Source organism: Microbispora sp. H10949, assembly GCF_014161435.1.
Taxonomy (GTDB): Bacteria; Actinomycetota; Actinomycetes; order Streptosporangiales; family Streptosporangiaceae; genus Microbispora; species Microbispora triticiradicis.
In genome coordinates this window covers 452,951-471,949 of sequence record NZ_JABBWZ010000006.1, presented here as the reverse complement: position 1 = coordinate 471,949, position 18,999 = coordinate 452,951, and the positions used below count along the sequence as shown (strand labels likewise).

The window sequence follows — 18,999 nt, the reverse complement described above, 5'->3', positions numbered from 1 at the left end:
CAAAGTATACAGTCGTAGATATGAGTGACACCGCCGGGCCCACCTCTCCCCTGAGCCGATCAGAGCCGCAGGGCCCCACCCCGGGCAGACGCAGGCGCGACGCCGCCGCCACCCGGCAGGCCATCCTCGACGCGGCGGTCCCCGCCTTCACCCGGTACGGCTACGACGGAGTGGGCGTCCGCGACATCGCGGAGAGCGCAGGCGTGACCGCGATGCTCATCAATCGCTACTTCGGATCGAAGGAACGGCTGTTCGCCGAGGCCGTCGACGTGGCCTTCGCGCCGCGCACGGTGATCGCGGGCACCGGCGTGGAACTGGCCGGAAAGACGGCGCGGGCGCTGGTGGCGCGGACAGCGCCGGAGGCGGAGGAACTCGGGCCGTTCCTGCTCATGCTGAGGTCGGCGGCCAATCCCAGAGCCGCGCAGATCATGCGCGAGGCGATCGGGCGGCATGCCGGGCGGCACCTCGACGAGGAGCTGTCCGGTACCGCCACCGGCGTCCGGGCGGAACTGATGCTCTCCCTACAGGCGGGGGTGTGGCTCATGCGCAGCGTTCTGGGCACGCCGGCCCTGACCCAGGGGCAGCCGGAGACGCTTGCCCGGTGGATCGAATCGCTCTTTCAGGTGCTGGTGACGCCCGCTACCGCCGCCTCACCGCGGCCGGAACCAGGAGCGGGATCGGGGCCATGAAGGATCGGCAGGCCGCTCCTGGACTGCCGGCTGCCGTCACGACCGCCTGTCACGGGCCTGCACGCCACCGCCGCGCAGGGTCAGCGCGCCTGTGGGGTGCCGACGCCTCGCAGCAGCGTGTCGACCACGACGTCGGCGGCCTGCGCGGCGCTCAACTCGGACAGCTCCTCGGCGGCCTGTTCCAGCAGCGGCGGCAGGACCGCGGCCACCCAGCCGGGCGGCAGGTCGGAGCGCAGCAGGCCCTCGTCGGCGGCGCGCCGCAGGAAGGCGTCGACCTCGTCGATCAGGCGGCGGCGGCGCTCGCGAATCGTCACGTCGCGGAGCATGCGGCTCGTTTCCACGGGCCACTTGCGGTTGGCGGCGATGATGCCCTCGACGTAGCGATGCAGCGCGACCGCGACCGGGGCCTCGCGTAGCCTTGCGGCCTCGATGGCCTTCTCGACCGCGTCGTAACGTGCCCCGTAGACGGCGGCCATGAGGTCCTCGCGGGAGGCGAAGCGGCGGTAGACGGTACGGCGGTCCACTCCTGCCGCAGCCGCGATGGCGGCGATGGTCGCCGACGGGTCGTCGGCGAGCATGCGGGCGCCCGTGCTCAGGACCCGTTCCAGGTTACGTGTCGCGTCTGCTCTCACCCGCCTAAGTGTTACATCTCTGAGGCACTTAGAGTGCCGGATCGATGCTGCCTGCGTCTCTGTAGCACATGAAGAGGGTCATGCCCCATCGGCGTGGACACTGCCCATACAAGTGCTACATTGTTGAGACAGTTAGCTCGACCGCAGAGGAAACACCCATGGCCAGGACATGGCTCATCACCGGCGCGTCACGCGGCCTCGGACGTCGCCTCACCGAGGCCGTCCTCGAAGCGGGCGACCAGGTCATCGCCACCGCGCGCAGCCCCAAGCAACTCGACGATCTGGTGACCCGCCACGGCGACCGGATACGCGCGGTCGCACTCGACGTCACCGACGCCGCCGCGGCCTCCCGGGCGGTCAAGGAGGCCACCGACACCTTCGGCAGCCTCGACGTGGTGGTCAACAACGCCGGCTACGGCAACAGCGCACCGATCGAAGAGATGGACGAAGACGACTTCCGCGCCCAGATCGAGACCAACCTCTTCGGCGTCGTGAACGTCACACGGGCCGCCCTGCCCGTCCTGCGCACCCAGCGATCGGGAGTCTTCGTACAGTTCTCCTCCATCGGAGGACGCGTCGGCGGCACCCCCGGAATGGGCGCCTACCAGACCGCGAAATTCGCCGTGGAAGGCTTCTCCGAAGTCCTCGCCAGCGAGGTCGCGCCCTTCGGCATCAAGGTCGTCATCATCGAGCCGGGTGCGTTCCGCACCGACTGGCAAGGCTCCTCCATGGAGATCCACCCCGTCGGGCCCGAGTACGAGCAGACCGTGGGCGCCATCCACCGCTACCGGCGCGACACCGACGGCACCCAGCCCGGCGACCCGGCGCGCGCCGCCAAGATCATCATCGATGTCGTCCGCGACGACGACCCACCCCGACGGCTCCTCCTCGGCAGCGACGCCCTCGCCTCCGCCCGGAAAGCCGCCGAGATCCGCGCCGCGGAGACCGAGAAATGGGCCGACGTGAGCCGCTCGGCCGACTACCCCGCCGACGAACGTTAGCCATCACGAGCAGCCCCGACGGACATCAGGAAGGCGAGAGCCGGATGCGGCTCCCGCCTTCCACACCTTCAGCGTGCGGTGGTGAACAGGAAGGCGCAGTCCTGCACGGCCTCCACGCGGTGGCGGCGTTCGGGCATGACCAGCAGGTCGCCAGGCAGCCCGTCCCACGAGTCGGGCCCGGCGACAAGCCGGACTCGCCCGTGCAGCACGTGCATCGTGACCTCACCGGGATGCTCGTGTTCGTGCATGTGCTCGCCCTGCCGCAAGGCCATGACGGTCTGCCGCAACGAACGATCGTGCCCACCGTGGACGGTGGCGGCGCTGCGACCGCTGTGCGCCTCACGGGCGAGTTCGAGCAGGTTGCGGACGAGCGCGGTCAGCGAAACCTTGGTCATGACTGCGGCGCGCGACGGTCTCGCCGCGCCTCCAGCTCTTCCGGGCTGACCACGGTCAGCATCGGCTGCCCGGGTGCGCAGAACATCGTCACCACGAACGCCGACTCCTCGTCTGCCAGATGGTTGCCGTCCTGGTAGTGGATCACGTCCCCACCGGGCTCCCAGAACGCCTCACCGGCACGGACGACCCGTACGGGCTCTCCTTCAAGCTCGAAGTTGATGGCCCCCTTGACCACGTACCCGTACGCGGGCCCGGAGTGCCGGTGAGGTGGCGCACCGGGGCTGTTCGGCGGCAACGTGACCAGGATCGTCATCGCCTCGGCCCCCTCCGGCGCGGGCGGCGCTCCCGGCACGGTGGCGACCACGTCGAGCTTCGGCGGCGGCCCGCTCTTGTCGGGGTTCTCGAGGTGGTGAGCGTGAGCGTGATCGGTGCTCATCAGGCTTCCTTGCTGGACGGTGGCCGGCTCGATCCGGCCGTGTACCAGCTCAGACCGGACAGCACCCCGATGCGTGACAACGCCCTGACCGGTGCGCCTGCCAGAAACCAGTTCGCCCGGCATATGGGCCGGACATCCGCCGGATCTTCGCGCGCCGGACACCTGGACGCGACGGCATCAGAGAGCCAACGCGGCCATGAAGGTCATGCCGGCCGCCATGCCGGCCGAGCACGCGTCCTGGGTGAGCACCCTTCGGTCCGCCCTCCTCACGTGCAGAACGCGGGTGAGCCGAGCGCAGGTCCAGGTCAGACCGACAACCAGGGCCACCGCAGCCGGCGAACCGCCTCCATGCGAGTGTCCGTACGAAGCGCCGGCAAGAGCGGGCGCACCGAACGCCGTCAGCACCAAGAGGATGGACATGCCCGCGAAGTCCTGGATGTGATGACCAATCTGCGTGCGGCGGGATGGGGAGCCGCAGAGCCAGCCGGCGGTGAGCAGCGCCAGCACCCCGGCGGAGAGGAACCAGCCGCCCAGATGCCCGGCCACCATGCCGAACGCCATGACGATGTGCGGCCACCTCCTGCTGGGACGTGCGGCGGGTAGCAGGGCCGGGGCGAGGGCCAGTACGCAGCCGGCCGACACCCCCACCGTGTGGAGGAGAGCCTGCATCAGGGGATCTCGACTTTCACCTGCCGGTACTCCTCATTCTTCGGACCAGCCGGGCTGGTGGTCGTCGGCGGTCGTCTGGGCGACGACGTTCACGCGGTCGAAGGCGCCACGACGACTGCGTCGCCGCTGTCCACCTCCTTTGACAGGACAACTCGGCAAGGCGTGACAGGAAGACCGAGCGGTGCCGGCCCGACTCGTCGACTACGACAGCGACCCGTTCGAGCGTGGCTGTCTCAGGAACTCCCGCGCGCCGCGCAGCCTGGTCGTCAGATGCCGCTGAGTGAGACGGCAGTCCAACCGGACATCGAGCGGCCCGGGCACGTCGGTGCCGGCACGCCGGCCGGATGGGAGCCGAGACGGATCGAGTCCGTCCCGCCGCGCTATCAGGCGCCCGAGCTCATATCGACTCATCGCGTCGGCCCCTGCTGCGTGGTGAGTTCCCGCGCGATCGGATCCCGCGAGTTCCAGAAGGGCCGCCGCCAGATCACTCACATGCACCGGGCAGCGCACGTCGTCGGTGAACAACACCCCATCCGTGTCGCCCGCGGCAAGTGCATGCACCATGTCTTCGTGTGCGGAGCCGCCGTCACCGATTATCAGAGAAGTGCGCACGATCACCGCCCTGGGATCGACTGCGGTCGTCTCCCAGTCCGGCTGGCGGAAGGCCGCGTTGACGACGACGTCGGGGCCGATCGCGCCGATCAAGCCGAATACGGCCTTACGGTCACGGACGTCGAGCGGCAGCCACTCGGCTCCCGGCACCGCTCCCGGCCGAGTCAGGTATGTGGCGGCCACGATCTGACCGGCCGTCGTGGCCTGCCGTACGAGTTCGCCGCCGAGAAGGCCGCTGCCGCCCACGATGAGAATTCGCACAGCTGCGACCGTAGTGGGCGATCAAGTGGAGAACACTCCGCCGGCGCGGTGGGGACCGCCGACGGCGTCCTTTTGGCATTTGTCATCGCGGTGATCCGCGAGGCCCATGTCGATCCGGTGGCATCGGCGACTACAGCGGGAAGCGGCGCAGAACCCACCCTTGAGCCATGACGACGGACGTGCGGGAAACGGCGGTCGCCCTGGACGTGGCGATCGCGGCGACCGAGCTCAGGCAGAGGTACGGCGAGTTCGAAGCGGTCAGGGGCGTTTCGCTGACGGTCCGCAGGGGCGAGCTGTTCGCCCTGCTCGGCACCAACGGCGCCGGGAAGACCACGACGATGGAGGTCCTGGAGGGCTACCGCCCCGCCACCTCCGGCGTCGTGGAGGTGCTGGGGATCGATCCGTACCGCAGGCGCCGGGCGCTCAGCCCGCGGGTCGGGATCATGCTGCAGGAGAACGGCTTCCTCTCCGACCTGACGGTGGCCGAGACCATCGGGCTGTGGCGTGACCTGCACGCGAACCCCCGTCCTCTGGACGAGTCGCTGGAGCTGGCCGGGCTGACGGACAAGGCGCGGGTCAGGGTACGGCAGTTGTCCGGCGGCCAGAAGCGCAGGCTCGACCTGGTGCTGTCGATCATCGGCCGTCCCGAGGTGGTGTTCCTGGACGAGCCCACGACCGGTATGGACCCCGAGGCGCGCCGGACCACCTGGGGCCTGATCCGCGACCTGGTGACGGACGGCACGACCATCCTGCTCACCACGCACTACCTGGAGGAGGCCGAGCATCTCGCGAGCCGGCTCGCCGTCATGCACGAGGGCGAGATCCGGGTCGAGGGGACGCTGGAGGAGGTCGTCGGCAGGCACGGCGACCGCGTCTCCTTCCGGCTGCCGCCGGAGATCCCCATGGACGCCCTTCCGCTGATCGGCGGCCACACCCCCGGCGTCGCCCTGGCGGGCGGGACGCCCGTCGTCACGTACACGATCACCGGCGGCGACCAGGCCACGCGGGCCCACGAGGCGCTGGTGCCGCTGTTCGCCTGGGCCGCGGAGCGCGGCGTCGCGCTCGAACGGCTCGCCGTCCGGACCGCCTCACTTGAGGACGTCTTCCACTCCGTGGTGAAGGAGACCGCATGAACGACGTGGCGCAGGCGGTGCGGCTGGCCCGCGTCGACCTCACCCTTGTCTTCCGCAACCGTACGGCGTTCGTGAACGCCGTCCTGCTGCCGCTGCTGATCGCCGGCGCGCTGGCGTCCAACGGCGTCGGCGAAGGAACCGCCGGCATCCCGGGGACGCAGTACGTGATGACCGGGATGATGGCCTTCATCCTGGTCTTCGCGACGTTCATGAACCTCGCCGGCTTCTACACCTCCCGCCGTGAGGAGATGGTGCTGAAGCGCCTGCTCGGCGGGCCGGCCACCAGGACGGCCGTCCTCGGCGGCAGCGCCCTCGGCGCGACCGCCGTGTATCTCGGCCAGGTGATCATCCTCTGTGTGCTCATGTCCGCCGCAATGGGTACCAGTGCCCCGGCCGACATCCTGCTGCTGCTGCTCGCCGCGCTTCTCGGCGCGGCCTTCTTCTCCCTGCTCGCCATGGCCGTCTCCGGCCTGTCCTCCACCGGGGAGATGGCGCAGATCGCGACCCTGCCGGTCGTGCTGCTCCTGGTCGGCGGCTCGCCGGTGATGCTGCCACCGGAGATGCTGCCGCCGGCACTGCGCACCGCGATCGAGTTCCTGCCGATGACGCCCATCGTGGAGACCATGCGGACCGCCTACCTGGGGCTGGACTACATCGGCGCCGGTCACGAGCCGCTCGGCCCCCTGGAGCGCTGGGGCGCCGCCCTGCCCTCCCTGGGCCTCCTCGCCGTGTGGATCGCGGTCGCCGCCCTGCTGGCCCGGGCGTTCTTCCGCTGGGATCCACGCCGGGGCTGATGGGTAAGGTTGGGCCATGAACGCCGGGATCAAGCGGGCGCGTCACATCACCTTCTGGACCCTGGCCCTCGAGTTGGTGTTCGCATGGCTCGGCCCGGTGATCCAGATCGTGGTGAGCAGAACCGAGGGCGGGGTCGGCTGGAGCCGCCTCGTCCTCGTGGCCGGGGGTCTTCCGATCTTCAGCTGGCTGTTCCTCCGCATCGTCCGCGCCGCCGTCGACGGCCGGTACGCCGTACGCGAGGTCGTCGCCTCCGGCGCGCTCGCCCTGGTGATGATCGTCCTTGGGGCGGTCCTCGTGGCTGATGTTCCCGGGGTCGCCTCCGCGATGCTGCCGTTCTCCTGGAGCACGCTGACCACGACGTGGACCGGGGTGGCGGTGCTCGGCGTGAGCGCCCGGGCCGCCGTGGCGCTGACGGCGGGCGCCGCGGGCGTCTACGTCGCGCTCGACTTCCTGTTGCTTCCCGGCTTCGGCGAGCAGCGCGCCGAGCTCTTCCTCTATCTGCCGATGCTGGCGCTGCTGCCCTACAGCAACCGGCTCTGGCTGTGGATCTACCGCATGGTCATCCAGGCCCACGAGGGCAGGAAGGCGCAGGCCGAGCTCGCCGTGACGGAGGAGCGCCTCCGGTTCGCCCGGGACCTGCACGATCTGGTCGGCCACAGCCTCTCCGCCATCGCGGTCAAGAGCGAGCTCGCGGTCAAGCTCGCCCGCGTGGCCCCCGACCAGGCGACCGAGGAGATGACTGCGGTACGCGGACTGGCCAAGGACACCCTGCGGGAGATCCGGGAGGCCGTGCGGGGCTACCGCGCCATCGACCTGTCCGCCGAGCTGGGCAGCGTGCGTGCCGTGCTGGAGGCGGCGAACATCCGGTGCACCCTCGAACTGCCGGAGCGGACACCGCAGGGCGAGGCGGCCACGCTGCTCGCGTGGGTGGTCAGGGAGGGCGCCACCAACACGCTGCGGCACAGCGCCGCGACCCGGTCCCGCGTCACGCTGAGGCTGACCGGCGCGACGGCGGTGCTGGAGATGGTCAACGACGGGGTCGGCGGCCAGAGCACCGACGACGGCGGCACCGGTCTCATCGGGCTGAGCGAGCGGCTGACCGCCGCCGGCGGCAGCCTGACCGCCCGGCCGACCGGTTCGGGCGAGTTCGTCCTGCGGGCCGTCGTGCCGACCACCGACCGCGCGCACGTCCTCACCGAGGCGGTGGCCCGATGACCGACCCGATGATCCGCATCCTGCTCGCCGACGACGAGCACCTCATCCGCGGCGCGATCGCCACCCTGCTCGGGCTGGAGCCCGACCTGGAGGTCGTCGCCCAGGTGAGCCGGGGCGACGAGGTGGCACCCGCCGTGCGGGAGCACCGGCCCGACGTCGTGGTGCTGGACATCGAGATGCCCGGGATGGACGGCCTCACCGCCGCCGAGGGACTGCCGGGCCAAGCGATGATCATCTTGAGCAGCTTCGGGCGGCCGGGACATCTGCGGCGGGCGCTTGCCGCCGGGGTGCGCGGCTTCATTCCGAAGGACGCCTCGGCCGACGAGCTGGCCACGGCCATCCGCAAGGTGCACGCCGGAGGGCGTTACCTCGACCCGGAGATGGCGGCGTCGGCGATGATGGCGGGCGACAGCCCGCTGACCGACCGCGAGCGCGGCGCGCTGTCGCTGGCGGCCGAGGGCGCGTCGGTGCGGCAGATCGCCACGGCGCTGCACCTGACCGAGGGGACCGTGCGCAACTACCTGTCCAGCGCCGTCACGAAGCTCGGCGCGCCCAACCGGATCACCGCGATCCGCGCCGCCCAGGAGAAAGGCTGGCTCTGACGTCCTCCCCCGTCTGGCCGGCGGCAGAGCCCGCCCGCCGGTCCTCCCCGACTCCGTACGCCGTCGACCGGAAGAGGAACGAGGCCCACGAGCGGTAGGGCCGCCAGGCGTCGGCGACCTTCCGGTACGCGCTCGCCGTGGCGTCCTGCGGCAGCCCGTACGCCTCGCGGAGGATCGCGAACAGGCGCGGTTCGTCGCCCGGGAACGCGTCGGGCGCCCCCGCGCCCCTGATCAGGATCAGGCCCGCGGAGAACGGCCCCACACCGGGCAGGGCGCGAAGCTCGGCCAGCGCCTCCGGCGGGTCGAGCGCGCGCAGGTGCTCGGTGGTCAGCACGCCGTCGAGCGCAGCGCGGGCCAGGCCACGCAGCCACTCCTCCTTCTGCTCGGGCAGGCCGAGTCCGTCGGCGTTCACCAGCGACACGGGCGGCGGGAATGCGGTGTACGCCCGGCCGTCCAGCTCGACCATGGCGCCGTACCGCTCCGCGATGCGCTGTTTGAGCCGGGACGCGATGAGCATCGACGAACGCTGCACGATCACCGCCCAGCAGGCGGCCTCCCACGGGCTCCAGAAGCACAGCGGCCGCAGGCCGGGGCTGCGGCGCTGCAACTCCCCGAGCACCGGGTCGGACTCGCCGATCTCGGCGAAGCCCGAGCCGTCGACGTCCAGGGACAGGATGCGGGCCACCTCACCCCGGATCGCCGGCCCCGCGGGCCTGGTCGTCCGCACCGCTACCCCGCCCGGCGCGGCGGTCACCGTCACGCCGATCGGCAGCCAGTCGGCCTCGGCGCAGTAGGCGAAGCGAAGCGTCCTGCCGTCGGAGGGCAGCCCGCTGGTGGCCGGCCAGTCCTCGACGAACCGGAGCGTCGCGTCGAAGTCGAACGGGCCCGTGGCGGTGAGCGTGAATTCATGCCCGGTCATGCGGGACATCGTACGGACGCGGACCGACAACCCGGCACGCCGTACGCCGTCGTTCCCGCCGTACCGGGCCGGAGTGCCGGGCCTGAAGTGCCGGGCCTGGGGTGCCGGCCCGGCACACGTCTCGCTCCGGGACAGGGTCAGGGGCTGGTGCAGGTGGCGGTGGGGGTGGCCGCGCTGCCGTTGGCGGTGAAGCCGAACGTCGTGGACGCGCCCGCCGCGATCGAGCCGTTGTAGGACTCGTTGGTCACGGTCACCGAGGAACCGGACACACTCTGCCGACCGTTCCACAGGCTGCTGATGCTCTGGCCGCCCGGCCAGCTCCACTTCACGGTCCAGCCGTTCACCGGCGCACTGCCCGCCCGCACCGTCACCTCGGACTGGAACCCGCCGCCCCAGCTGTTGATCGTCTTGATCGTCGCCGAGCACGCACCCCCGATGGGAGACGAAGACGGGCTCGGCGAGGCGCTGGGCGACCGGGACGGCGACACCGACGGCGACGACGTGGGTGACTGTGACGGCGACTGGGACGGCGACTGTGACGGCGAGGAGGTGCCGCTGTTGAGCGCGCTCAGGGCCGCCTGGTAGGCGGGCTTGGGCTGGTAGCCGGAGTCCCACATCATGGGAGCGCCGTAGCCGGGGAACGTCCCGGGAATCCAGGTGTGGCCGTCGTCCACGCCCCACTGCGACACACCCACGCAGCGAGGAACGGCCAGGCAGGCGTTCACGACCCTGCCGTAGTCGGTGCCCTGCTGCTGCAGCTCGGAACTGTCCGCCGGCATCTGGATGCGGTCGTCGAGCTCGGTGATCGCGACGTCCAGGCCCAGGGCGGCGAAGCGCTCCATGTTCGCCTGCAGGGACGACGGCACCTGGCCGACGATGAAGTGGCTCTCCAGCCCGATGCCGTGCAACGGGACGCCCTGGGCCAGCAGCGACTGCGCGAGCGAGTAGAGCCCGTTGCTCTTCGCGTTGATGCCCTCGATGTTGTAGTCGTTGATGTACAGCTTGGCGTTCGGGTCGGCGGCGTGCGCGGCCCGCAGTGCGGCGGCGATGTAGCCGGAGCCCATCGCCCTGTAGAACACGTCCTGGCGCAGGGTGCCGTCCTCGTTGTACGGCTCGTTGATGACGTCCCAGGCGTAGACCTTCCCCTTGTAGTGGGTGGCCTCGGTGGTGATGTGGTTCTCCATCACGCCCTGGACCTGGTTGAGCGGCAGGCTGCCGACCCAGGCGGGCAGCTGGGCGTGCCACACCAGGTTGTGCCCGCGTACCCGCATGCCGTGCGACTGGGCGAAGGAGACGATCTGGTCGCCCGACCCGAAGTTGAACGAGCCCTTGGACGGCTCGGTGGCGTCCCACTTCATCTCGTTGCCGGGGGTCACCATGTCGAACTGGGCCGCGGCGAGGTTGACCTCGGCGCTGATACCGAGGTCTCCCCGTGTCAGCGCGGTGCCGAAGTACCTTCCCCTGGCCTCCGCCGCGGCCTTCAACGTCGAGGCCGCGTGAGCGGGGATCGCGAGCCCGAGCGCGACGGCGCCGGCGGCGATGACCGCGAGGGCCGTGGCCGGCCCCCGCGCGCGAGTCCGATGCCGTTCCGTCCCGGTAGTGGGCGGTTTCATGTCAGCCCTCCAGAGAGATCTGATCCCGAACTGCGAACGTGCGCACTCGCCAGCACAGAGCGTGTCATTGTTAGCGCTAACATTCGTGGGTCTCTCCGCTCCTGGGCCGATGGTGGCGCAGCAGCGGAGCCAATACGACGGGGAGCGGCGCGTCAAGGACGCGGCCGGGCCACTCCCCGGAAGGACCCTCCGCGAACGACCCGTTTCACCACCTCATCCGGCGTCCCCAGCCGTACCGCAGGCGGGGCGCCTCTTGCTGAAACGTTCACCCTTGCTGACGCCACCGGTCAGATCGGGTGCGCTCACGCTCCGGAGGCATGCGGGACGAGCCACGCCATGTCCCCAGGCCCAGGTCAGAGATAACGCCAGGCCGCCGCGATCTCCCGCAGCGGCTCGGCCACCTCTTCGGGAGCGGGCAGCGGGCGGCCGCGCTGCACCCGCCCGCTGCGGATCTTGTCGCGCCAGTCCCCGATGCCTTTGACGAACTCGCCGTGGTCCTTGTCGCCGTAGCGGATCATCTCGGGCTCGTACTCGACGCCGAGCCAGGCGCAGACCCGGCGCAACTCGCCTTCCGTGTCGTCGACGAGCCTCTCGTACCGGACGACGAGCCCCTCGCGCCTGCGCCTGGACTCCTCCAGGTGACGCATGTACTGCAGCGTGTGCCGTACGGCCTCCTCGACGGGCCGCGCCTGCGGATCGGCTTCGTGCCAGGACCGGACGATCGAGGCGGGGTGGCGCAGCAGGTAGACGAAGCGGACGTCCGGCCAGCACGTCGTGATGCGGCGGTGGGCGAACACGTTGCTCGGCGTCTTGTCGACGACGATCTCCTTGCCGCTCCTGACCAGCTCCCGGTGCAGCAGACGGTCCCACAGGATGTGCTCGATGTCGCTCGTACGGTGCCCGGCCGCCTCCATGGCCTGCCGTACGGGCTCGGTGGTGAGGGTCACGGCGATCCGCCGGACGTGCAGTTCGTGTGGCGCGTGGATCCTGGAATGGCTGTTCAGCAGCACCCGGAAGAGCGTGGAACCGGACCTGACCGGGGAGAGCACGAACACCGGCGCGCGGAGGAGGCGGTCGCTCTCCTGGATCGGCGACAGCCGGGGCCGACGGCGCGCTATGAGGGGGAGATCGCCAGGACCGCCTCGTCGGGCCGCACGCTCGTCAGCCGGAGGTGGATGTCGCCGATGCGGGCGGGCCGGTCCATCGTCAGCGTCAACGCTCCCCTGGTCCGGCAGCGGCCGTTGACGCAGTCCTGGCTGACCCCGACGTTCATGCCCTCGACGCGGTAGCCGCCGGAGGAGCCCTCGAAACGCAGGCGCACCACGCCCTGGTCGAGGGCGGCCACCGTGAGCGCGTCGAGGCCGGTGGCGGCGTCGAGCCGCAGCCGGTCTCCCTGCCGGACCTCGACCTCGCAGTCGGCGTTCCGGCACGCCTCCGGATCGGCGGCGGCCCGTACCGCCGGCGAGGCGGGCGGCGGGGCGGGCGTGGTCAGGGGGGCCGGGTCCGTGGTGGACACGGCGGCGGGTGTGGCCGCGGGCCGTGACCGCGTCGGCGGCTCCGGGGCTCCGCACGCCGTCAGCAGCACGGCCACCGGCACGGCGACGAGACCGATCCGCCCGGCGAGGACGCACGCCCCCGATGCAACCCGCATGACACCCGCTCCCCGTCGCGCCCCCGAATACGCCGGCGGCCGCACCTCACGACTGTCTTCGCAGGTCACACCGCCATCGAAGACTCTCCCCACGCATCGGCCAGCCCAACCGGCCGGGTCCGCGCGGTTCGCCGTCTAGGGCCGTACGGCCGCCCTGCCGGGGCCGCCGGTGGACGCCGGCGCCCTGCTGCCGTTCCCGGCGTCCGCCGGTGCCCTGCCGAACACCGGTCCGGTGCGCTCCGGTCCCGGCGCCAGGACGGTGCTCAGGGCTCCGGTGATCTGGTGGGCGGTTCTACGGACGGCCGGGCCCAGGCGCGGCAGCGCCGCGGCGCCCGCCGGGGCCGCGACGGAGACGACCATGCACACCCGGCCGTCCGGCGCGAAGACGGGCGCGGCGGCGCAGCAGACCCCTTCGGCGTACTCCTCCCGCGCGTAGCTCACGCCCTCGCCGCGGACGGCCGCGAGCTCGCGTTCCAGCGTGGCCGGGCCGGTCACCGTACGGCCCGTCATCCGCCGGGGGGCGGGACCGGCGTAGAAGGCCTTCCGCAGTCCGGCGTCATGGGCGAGCAGCGCCTTGCCCGCGGCCGTGCAGTGGAGCGGCGCGCGGTCGACGCCGTCCGACGGCGACCTGACCCGGTTGTGCCCATACAGCCGTTCGACGTACGCGACCTCGCCGCGGTCGGGCACGGCGAGGTTGACGGTCTGGCGGGTGGCCTCGTACAGCTGGAGCAGGTAGGGCAGGACCGCCCGGCGGCAGTCCGGCACCCGGCGGCCCTGCACGGGCCAGCCGCGTGGCGACAGCAGTTCGGCGAAGCGCCCGTCGACCGTGTAGTCGCCGCCCCTGCGGGTGACCAGGCCGCGTCCCTGCAGGACCCCGAGCAGGCGGTGCGTGGTCGTCTTCGAGAACCCGGTCGAACGGTGCACCTGGGTGAGGTTCATCGGCCTCATGCCGACCGCCAGGCAGAAGAGGATCGCGATCCCGCGCTCCAGGCTGCCCAGGGCCGACGCCGTCTCCGCCCTGCCGGACCGTTCCATCAGCACGATCGCAGACCTCCGTCATCGCATTCCGAAGAGCATTCCGAAGAGCACCTTGTGATCGGCCAGCGGCCACCCTAACCGGAGCGCCGCGCACGTGCGGCGGTTTCCGGCGAGGGCGGCCGGCGTACGGCCAGGGCGGCGGCGTTCAGCCGACCTCCACGCTGTCCAGGACGCCGAGAGCGTCGGGCACCAGCACGGCCGCGGAGTGATAGGTGGTCACGAGGTAGGAGATGACCGCCTTGTCGTCGATGCCGGTGAAGCGCACCGACAGACCCGGCTCGTACTCGTCCGCCAGGCCGGTGCGGCGCAGGCCGACGACTCCCTGTTTCTCGGTTCCGGTGCGCATCACCAGGATCGAGGTGAGCCCGCGGTCGGTGACGGGGATCTTGTCGCAGGGCAGTATCGGGACCCCCCGCCACGCCATCACCTTCGCGCCGCCGGACTCGGTGACGTCCGGATACAGGCTCCGGGCGGTGCACTGGCGGCCGAAGGCGGCGATGGCCCGGGGGTGGGCCAGGAAGTAGTGCGAGCTGCGCCGACGGGCCAGTAGTTCGTCGAGGTCGTCGGGGGTGGGCGGGCCCGACCGGGTGTGGATGCGCTGCTTGAGATCGGCGTTGTGCAACAACCCGAAGTCGCGGTTGTTGACCAGCTCGTGCTCCTGCCGCTCCCGCAACGCCTCGACCGTCAGCCGCAACTGCTGCTCGGTCTGGTTCATCGGCTCGTTGTACAGATCCGCCACCCGCGAATGCACCCGCAGAATCGTCTGCGCCACACTCAGCTCATACTCCCGCGGCCCCAGCTCGTAATCCACGAACGTCCCCGGCAGCGTCGCCTCACCCACATGCCCCGCCGCCAGCGCGATCTCCGCCTCCCCGTACCGGTTGGCCGGACGTCCGGCCGCCGGGCGGTTCAGCTGCTCCCGCAGGCTGTCCGAGCGCTCGGTCAGCTCGTCGGCCACCGGCCGTTCGAGCACGAGCACGACGCAGCGGGTGAGCGCCCTGGCGGGGGGCGCCGCCGGGCCGGTGAGATCACCGAGGTGATCCCCGTCGGCCACGACCCGGAGCAGCGTCTCGCCGCCGTACTCGCCGACGCCGACGCAGGCGATCTTGCCGTGGGCGACCAGGACCACCTGCCCGGCGGGCACCGGTTCGTCCTGGTCCAGTTCGTGCTGCACGAACCGGTCCGCCAGCGCGGCCAGCACCTCCGCGTCGGCGTACCCGTGCAGCGACGGCAGTTCGCACAGCTCGGCCGGGATCACCCTGACCTCGGCCCCGGTCGAGACGAACGTCACCCGCCCGTCTCCCGGGGTGTAGGTCAGCCGCCGGTTGACCCGGTAGACCCCGCCCTGCACGTCGATCCACGGGAGCACCCGCAGCAGGTGGCGAGGGGTGATCTCCCGCATCTGCGGCGGGGTCTTGGTGGTGGTCGCGAGGGTGCGCGCGGCCCTGGTGCCCAGGGCCAGCCGCGACGCGCCGTCGGGCCCGATCGGCGCGCTCATGAGGCACCCGCCGTGAGGTGGAGCACGGGCGGGTGCGCGGCGCCGTCCCCAGCGGGCGCGCCGTACGTGGTCGCGCCGTACGCGCGAGCGAGGGAGCCGATCCTGGCGGTGGCGGTGCCGAGGCCGGTCGGGCCCTGGGTCCACCGGGCCACCGGACCCGCGCGCAGTTCCTCGTCGAGATAACGCCGGCACCGTTGATGCCAGCGCAGGATGGCGGCCATCCAGTTCCGCAGATCGGTCACGTACGCCGCGACCGACTCCCGTACGGCCTCACCCGCGTCGATCCGGTCGAGCAGGGCCGGCAGGTCGATGGTGGTGATGTGCTCGAACTGCCTCATCCGGCTCGTCATGAGCCCGTCCACCACCGTCACGCCCTCCTGCGGCGGGCAGTCGAGGAAGGTGGACATCACCAGGACCGCGTTGTGCAGTTCGCCCTCGTACTGGATCTCCTTGCGGTAGGAGAACAGGTCGTTGAGCAGGCACGCGTAGTCCTGCGCGGCGTCGGTCATGCCGAGGAACTCGCGGGTCAGGTGAATCTCCACGGGGATGACCCGGTCGGGGGCGAGCCTGGCGAGGCACATCGTCATGTGCGAGCCGAAGGTCCTGCGCCGCATCTCCAGGTAGTCGACGGGGTCGGGCACCCGGTTCTGGGCCTGGTTGGCCAGCTCCCACACCCAGCTGTCGATCATCTCCTCCACCGACGTGCGGAAGATCTCGCGGGAGCCGGTCGGCAGCGGCCCCGCGGTGCGCGGCCACAGGTCGGCGAGCCCTCGTTCCAGCCCCGTCGACGGGGTCAGCCGCGGGACGAGATCCAGCGGCATGAGCTCCTTGAGCCGCCGGTTCAGGAGCTTCGCGCCGACCAGGTCACGCGCCGCGCCGAAGACGCGTGGATAGTAGTCGTCGCCGTACGTCCCCCAGGCCAGCCAGTTGGTGGCCAGGACCAGCTCGTCGGCGGTGGCGTCCGGGGTGATGCCGGACGCGCAGAGAGCCAGGTCGAATCCGGCGAGCCGCCGTTCGTCCCACACGGCGGTCGCGGGGATGCCGGGAACCCCGTCGAAGAACCCCATCGCCGCGCACCACTCCAGGTCGGCCGCGCGCGCCGCGTCCAGGTGCGGGTTGTCGCGCACCTGGAACGGCATGTACGGCTCGGGCAGCCGTACACCGGCCGCCGCGAAGGGCCTGTGGGTGTGGTTGCGCAGGCCGCCCGCGCCCGTGAGGTGGGCGCGCGAGACGTTCATCCCGAAGGCCCCCGCCTGCCCGCCGTTCTTCGTGTAGCGGCTGGAGGCCGAGTGCCAGGCGTGGCCTCCCGCCTGCCAGTCCTGCAGCCCCTTGGCGTACCGGAGGACGAGCCCCTGCTCGGGCGGCGAGACCGCCTCGTCGGCGAAGAGCGCCGGCAGTTCGGTCAGCGCGGTGTGCTCGAACTGGTGCAGCCGCGACGTGAGCAGGTCGTTGGTGATCTCCACGGCCCGGGCGGTGTCACAGCCGAAGAAACGCTCGCAGACCAGCACGCAGTTGGACAGCTCGCCTTCCTCCCGCACCTCCCGCTCGTAGGAGAACAGGTCGTTGCGCAGGTGCACGGAGTCGGCGAACGACTCCGTCAGCACCCGGATCGGCCGGCTGCCGGCCAGCCGGGCCGGAAGCTCCGCACCCGCCGCGTGCTCGACCAGCGCCGCCGACCACGGGGCGCCGCCGACCTTCCGGCGTTCCTCGATGTACTCGATGGGGTTGGAGACGGCGTCCCGTTCGATGTGGAACAACTCCCACATCGACTCCTGGAGCAGATCCCGGGTGACCCGGACGAACCGCCGCCGCCACGCCGCCGACATGGCGGGCACGGTGCGGAGCCACAGGTCGGCCAGTCCCCGTTCCACGGGGTTGACCGGCTCGGGCGGGTCGTCCGCCATGAACGCGTCGAGCCGGTCCAGGTACTCCTGGGCGCCGTCGAGATCCCTGCTGCGCTTGAAGGTCTCCAGGAAGTGGTCGTCGAAGTAGAAGACCCAGACGTACCAGTCCGTGACCAGGTCCAGCTCCGGGGCGGAGCAGTCGGGATGGGTGTAGGCGCACATCAGGCCGTAGTCCATCGCGTCGAGCGACTCCACGGTCCAGATGTCCGGATCGTCCAGCATCCCCATCCGCTCCGCCCAGCCGCGGGTGTGCGCACGGGCGGTCTCGACGTGCGGGTTGAGCCTCGGCGGATACGGGAGATAGAAGTCCGGCAGCCGGTAGGACGACATCACAGGACCTCGACGCTCTCCAGGATGCCGAGGGCGTCGGGGACCAGCACGGCCGCCGAGTAGTAGGTCGTCACGAGGTAGGAGATGATCGCCTTGTCGTCGATGCCCATGAAGCGCACGGACAGACCCGGCTCGTACTCGTCCACCAGGCCGGTGCGGCGCAGGCCGACGACGCCCTGGTCCTTCTCCCCCAGGCGCATGACCATGATCGAGCTGACGCCCTGGTCGTTGACGGGGATCTTGTTGCACGGCAGCAGCGGGACCCCGCGCCAGGCGGGCGCCTTCTGGCCGTTGAACTCGACGGTCTGCGGATAGATGCCCCGGCTGTTGCACTGCCGGGCGAAGGCCGCGATCGCCTTGGGGTGGGCGAACATGACGGTCGGGTTCTTCCAGACCGTGGTCAGCAGTTCGTCGAGGTCGTCGGGGGTGGGCGGGCCCGACCGGGTGTGGATGCGCTGCTTGAGATCGGCGTTGTGCAACAACCCGAAATCACGGTTGTTGACCAGCTCGTGCTCCTGCCGCTCCCGCAACGCCTCGACCGTCAACCGCAACTGCTGCTCGGTCTGGTTCATCGGCTCGTTGTACAGATCCGCCACCCGCGAATGCACCCGCAGAATCGTCTGCGCCACACTCAGCTCATACTCCCGCGGCCCCAGCTCGTAATCCACGAACGTCCCCGGCAGCGTCGCCTCACCCACATGCCCCGCCGCCAGCGCGATCTCCGCCTCCCCGTACCGGTTCACCGGGCCGTCCGGGTCCTCCCGGTACGCCGACACGTGCTCGCGCAGGCTCTCCGACAACGCCAGCAGACGCTCGAAGGCGTCCCTGGTCAGGGCGAGTACGGTGCACGGCGTCACCGTCCGCACCGTCCACTCCCACCGCGCCTCGGGGTGCACCAGCATCTGCTCGCCGACGTACTCCCCGTCGGCCAGCACCCCGAGCAGCGTCTCGTTGCCGTACGCCCCCTCACCGATCTTGTCCACCTTGCCGTGGGCCAGCAGCACGACCTCCTCCATCGGAGTCCCCGCCGCCGCGATGACCTGCCCCGCCTCGTACTCCCGCTGCGTGAACAGATCGGCCAGCGACGCCAGCACGTCGGCGTCGCCGAAACCCCGCAGCGCCGGCAGCTCACACAGCTCGGCGGAGATGACCCGCACCTCCGCTCCGGTCGAGACGAACGTCACGCGCCCGTCGGCCACCTGGTAGGTCAGCCGGCGGTTGACCCGGTAGACGCCGCCGACGGCCTCGATCCAGGGCAGCACGCGCAGCAGGTGCCGGGAGGTGATCTCCTGCATCTGCGGCGGGGTCTTGGTCGTCGTGGCCAGGTTGCGCGCGGCCCTGGTGCTCAGGCTGAGCCTGCTGTCGTTCGGCGCGCTGGTCTGCGGGGTCGTTTCGGTCACAGCACATCACCCATCTTCTGATCGGCCGGCGGCCGGTTGTCCGCTAACAGGTCGTGCTCGTCGCCGAGCGGTGGAGGGGAAGGCATCGGAGGGGCGCCGCCCGGAGGGTCCCGCGCCGCCGGACCGGCCCCGGCGCGAAAGGCGCGGGTCGGGCGGTTGGGGCGAGGGACGCGGGAAGCCGCCGATGACGCGGGCGTGCCGTTCG

The 18,999-nt window shown here is 71.1% G+C and carries 19 protein-coding genes; 6 read left to right on the top strand and 13 right to left on the bottom strand.

What is annotated here, in order from left to right:
- The first annotated feature begins 20 nt into the window (after window positions 1–20).
- Complete coding sequence (locus HHX40_RS18610; protein WP_182873766.1) at window positions 21–689, top strand: TetR/AcrR family transcriptional regulator; 669 nt, start codon at window positions 21–23, stop codon at window positions 687–689.
- Window positions 690–769: 80 nt separating this feature from the next.
- Here the strand turns inward: HHX40_RS18610 and HHX40_RS18605 are convergent, their stop codons facing one another.
- Complete coding sequence (locus HHX40_RS18605; RefSeq protein WP_182873767.1) at window positions 770–1,321, bottom strand: TetR/AcrR family transcriptional regulator; 552 nt, start codon at window positions 1,319–1,321, stop codon at window positions 770–772.
- Between the two features lie 158 nt (window positions 1,322–1,479).
- Here HHX40_RS18605 and HHX40_RS18600 point away from each other — a divergent pair, with 158 nt between their 5' ends.
- Complete coding sequence (locus HHX40_RS18600) at window positions 1,480–2,322, top strand: oxidoreductase (RefSeq protein WP_182881570.1); 843 nt, start codon at window positions 1,480–1,482, stop codon at window positions 2,320–2,322.
- Between the two features lie 68 nt (window positions 2,323–2,390).
- Here HHX40_RS18600 and HHX40_RS18595 read toward each other — a convergent pair whose 3' ends face one another.
- The 4 genes from HHX40_RS18595 to HHX40_RS18580 all read right to left on the bottom strand — a co-directional run bounded on the left by HHX40_RS18595 (window position 2,391) and on the right by HHX40_RS18580 (window position 4,696).
- On the bottom strand, window positions 2,391–2,717 hold the full coding sequence (locus HHX40_RS18595; protein WP_182881569.1) for a LuxR family transcriptional regulator: 327 nt from the start codon (window positions 2,715–2,717) through the stop codon (window positions 2,391–2,393).
- Window positions 2,714–3,154 (bottom strand): cupin domain-containing protein, encoded by a 441-nt coding sequence (locus tag HHX40_RS18590; RefSeq protein ID WP_182881568.1) that lies wholly within the window; start codon window positions 3,152–3,154, stop codon window positions 2,714–2,716. The genes HHX40_RS18595 and HHX40_RS18590 overlap by 4 nt, the downstream gene beginning before the upstream one ends.
- A 177-nt stretch (window positions 3,155–3,331) precedes the next feature.
- Window positions 3,332–3,715 (bottom strand): hypothetical protein, encoded by a 384-nt coding sequence (locus tag HHX40_RS18585; RefSeq protein WP_182881567.1) that lies wholly within the window; start codon window positions 3,713–3,715, stop codon window positions 3,332–3,334.
- 309 nt (window positions 3,716–4,024) lie between these two features.
- A complete protein-coding gene (locus HHX40_RS18580) occupies window positions 4,025–4,696 on the bottom strand; it encodes a sugar nucleotide-binding protein (protein ID WP_182881566.1) in 672 nt (223 codons plus the stop codon).
- 167 nt (window positions 4,697–4,863) lie between these two features.
- On the opposite strand from HHX40_RS18580, the gene HHX40_RS18575 reads away from it, so the two are divergent.
- From HHX40_RS18575 to HHX40_RS18560, 4 genes are read left to right on the top strand one after another with little or no spacing between them, the layout of a single operon-like run.
- Window positions 4,864–5,829 (top strand): ABC transporter ATP-binding protein, encoded by a 966-nt coding sequence (locus HHX40_RS18575; protein ID WP_182881565.1) that lies wholly within the window; start codon window positions 4,864–4,866, stop codon window positions 5,827–5,829.
- A complete protein-coding gene (locus HHX40_RS18570; protein WP_182881564.1) occupies window positions 5,826–6,623 on the top strand; it encodes an ABC transporter permease in 798 nt (265 codons plus the stop codon). Before HHX40_RS18575 ends, HHX40_RS18570 begins: the two co-directional genes overlap by 4 nt.
- A gap of 16 nt (window positions 6,624–6,639) precedes the next feature.
- The gene (locus tag HHX40_RS18565) at window positions 6,640–7,839 is read left to right on the top strand and encodes a sensor histidine kinase (protein ID WP_182881563.1); all 1,200 of its coding nucleotides are present in this window, start codon (window positions 6,640–6,642) and stop codon (window positions 7,837–7,839) included.
- An 8-nt stretch (window positions 7,840–7,847) separates the two neighbouring features.
- Complete coding sequence (locus tag HHX40_RS18560; RefSeq protein ID WP_182881715.1) at window positions 7,848–8,441, top strand: response regulator transcription factor; 594 nt, start codon at window positions 7,848–7,850, stop codon at window positions 8,439–8,441.
- On the opposite strand, the gene HHX40_RS18555 is transcribed toward HHX40_RS18560, so the two are convergent.
- The 8 genes from HHX40_RS18555 to HHX40_RS18525 form a co-directional block, all read right to left on the bottom strand.
- Entirely contained in the window at window positions 8,401–9,360 is a 960-nt protein-coding gene (locus HHX40_RS18555) for a DNA-3-methyladenine glycosylase family protein (RefSeq protein ID WP_182881562.1), read from the bottom strand. The two genes, HHX40_RS18560 and HHX40_RS18555, sit on opposite strands and share 41 nt — an antisense overlap.
- Before the next feature lie 137 nt (window positions 9,361–9,497).
- Window positions 9,498–10,973 (bottom strand): endo-1,4-beta-xylanase, encoded by a 1,476-nt coding sequence (locus HHX40_RS18550; protein WP_182881561.1) that lies wholly within the window; start codon window positions 10,971–10,973, stop codon window positions 9,498–9,500.
- Between the two features lie 353 nt (window positions 10,974–11,326).
- A complete protein-coding gene (locus tag HHX40_RS18545) occupies window positions 11,327–12,022 on the bottom strand; it encodes a sulfotransferase (RefSeq protein ID WP_310738189.1) in 696 nt (231 codons plus the stop codon).
- Between the two features lie 65 nt (window positions 12,023–12,087).
- The gene (locus HHX40_RS36805) at window positions 12,088–12,624 is read right to left on the bottom strand and encodes a hypothetical protein (protein ID WP_259403699.1); all 537 of its coding nucleotides are present in this window, start codon (window positions 12,622–12,624) and stop codon (window positions 12,088–12,090) included.
- A gap of 135 nt (window positions 12,625–12,759) precedes the next feature.
- Window positions 12,760–13,659 (bottom strand): IclR family transcriptional regulator, encoded by a 900-nt coding sequence (locus tag HHX40_RS18540; RefSeq protein WP_259403735.1) that lies wholly within the window; start codon window positions 13,657–13,659, stop codon window positions 12,760–12,762.
- Between the two features lie 148 nt (window positions 13,660–13,807).
- Complete coding sequence (locus HHX40_RS18535) at window positions 13,808–15,160, bottom strand: family 2B encapsulin nanocompartment shell protein (protein WP_182881559.1); 1,353 nt, start codon at window positions 15,158–15,160, stop codon at window positions 13,808–13,810.
- Window positions 15,157–17,394, bottom strand: coding sequence for a terpene synthase family protein (locus HHX40_RS18530; protein WP_182881558.1), 2,238 nt, complete (start codon window positions 17,392–17,394; stop codon window positions 15,157–15,159). Before HHX40_RS18530 ends, HHX40_RS18535 begins: the two co-directional genes overlap by 4 nt.
- Window positions 17,394–18,794 carry a family 2B encapsulin nanocompartment shell protein gene (locus HHX40_RS18525; protein ID WP_310738176.1) on the bottom strand — a complete coding sequence of 467 codons (1,401 nt, stop codon included), beginning with the start codon at window positions 18,792–18,794 and terminating at the stop codon, window positions 17,394–17,396. The genes HHX40_RS18530 and HHX40_RS18525 overlap by 1 nt, the downstream gene beginning before the upstream one ends.
- Window positions 18,795–18,999: the final 205 nt, after the last annotated feature.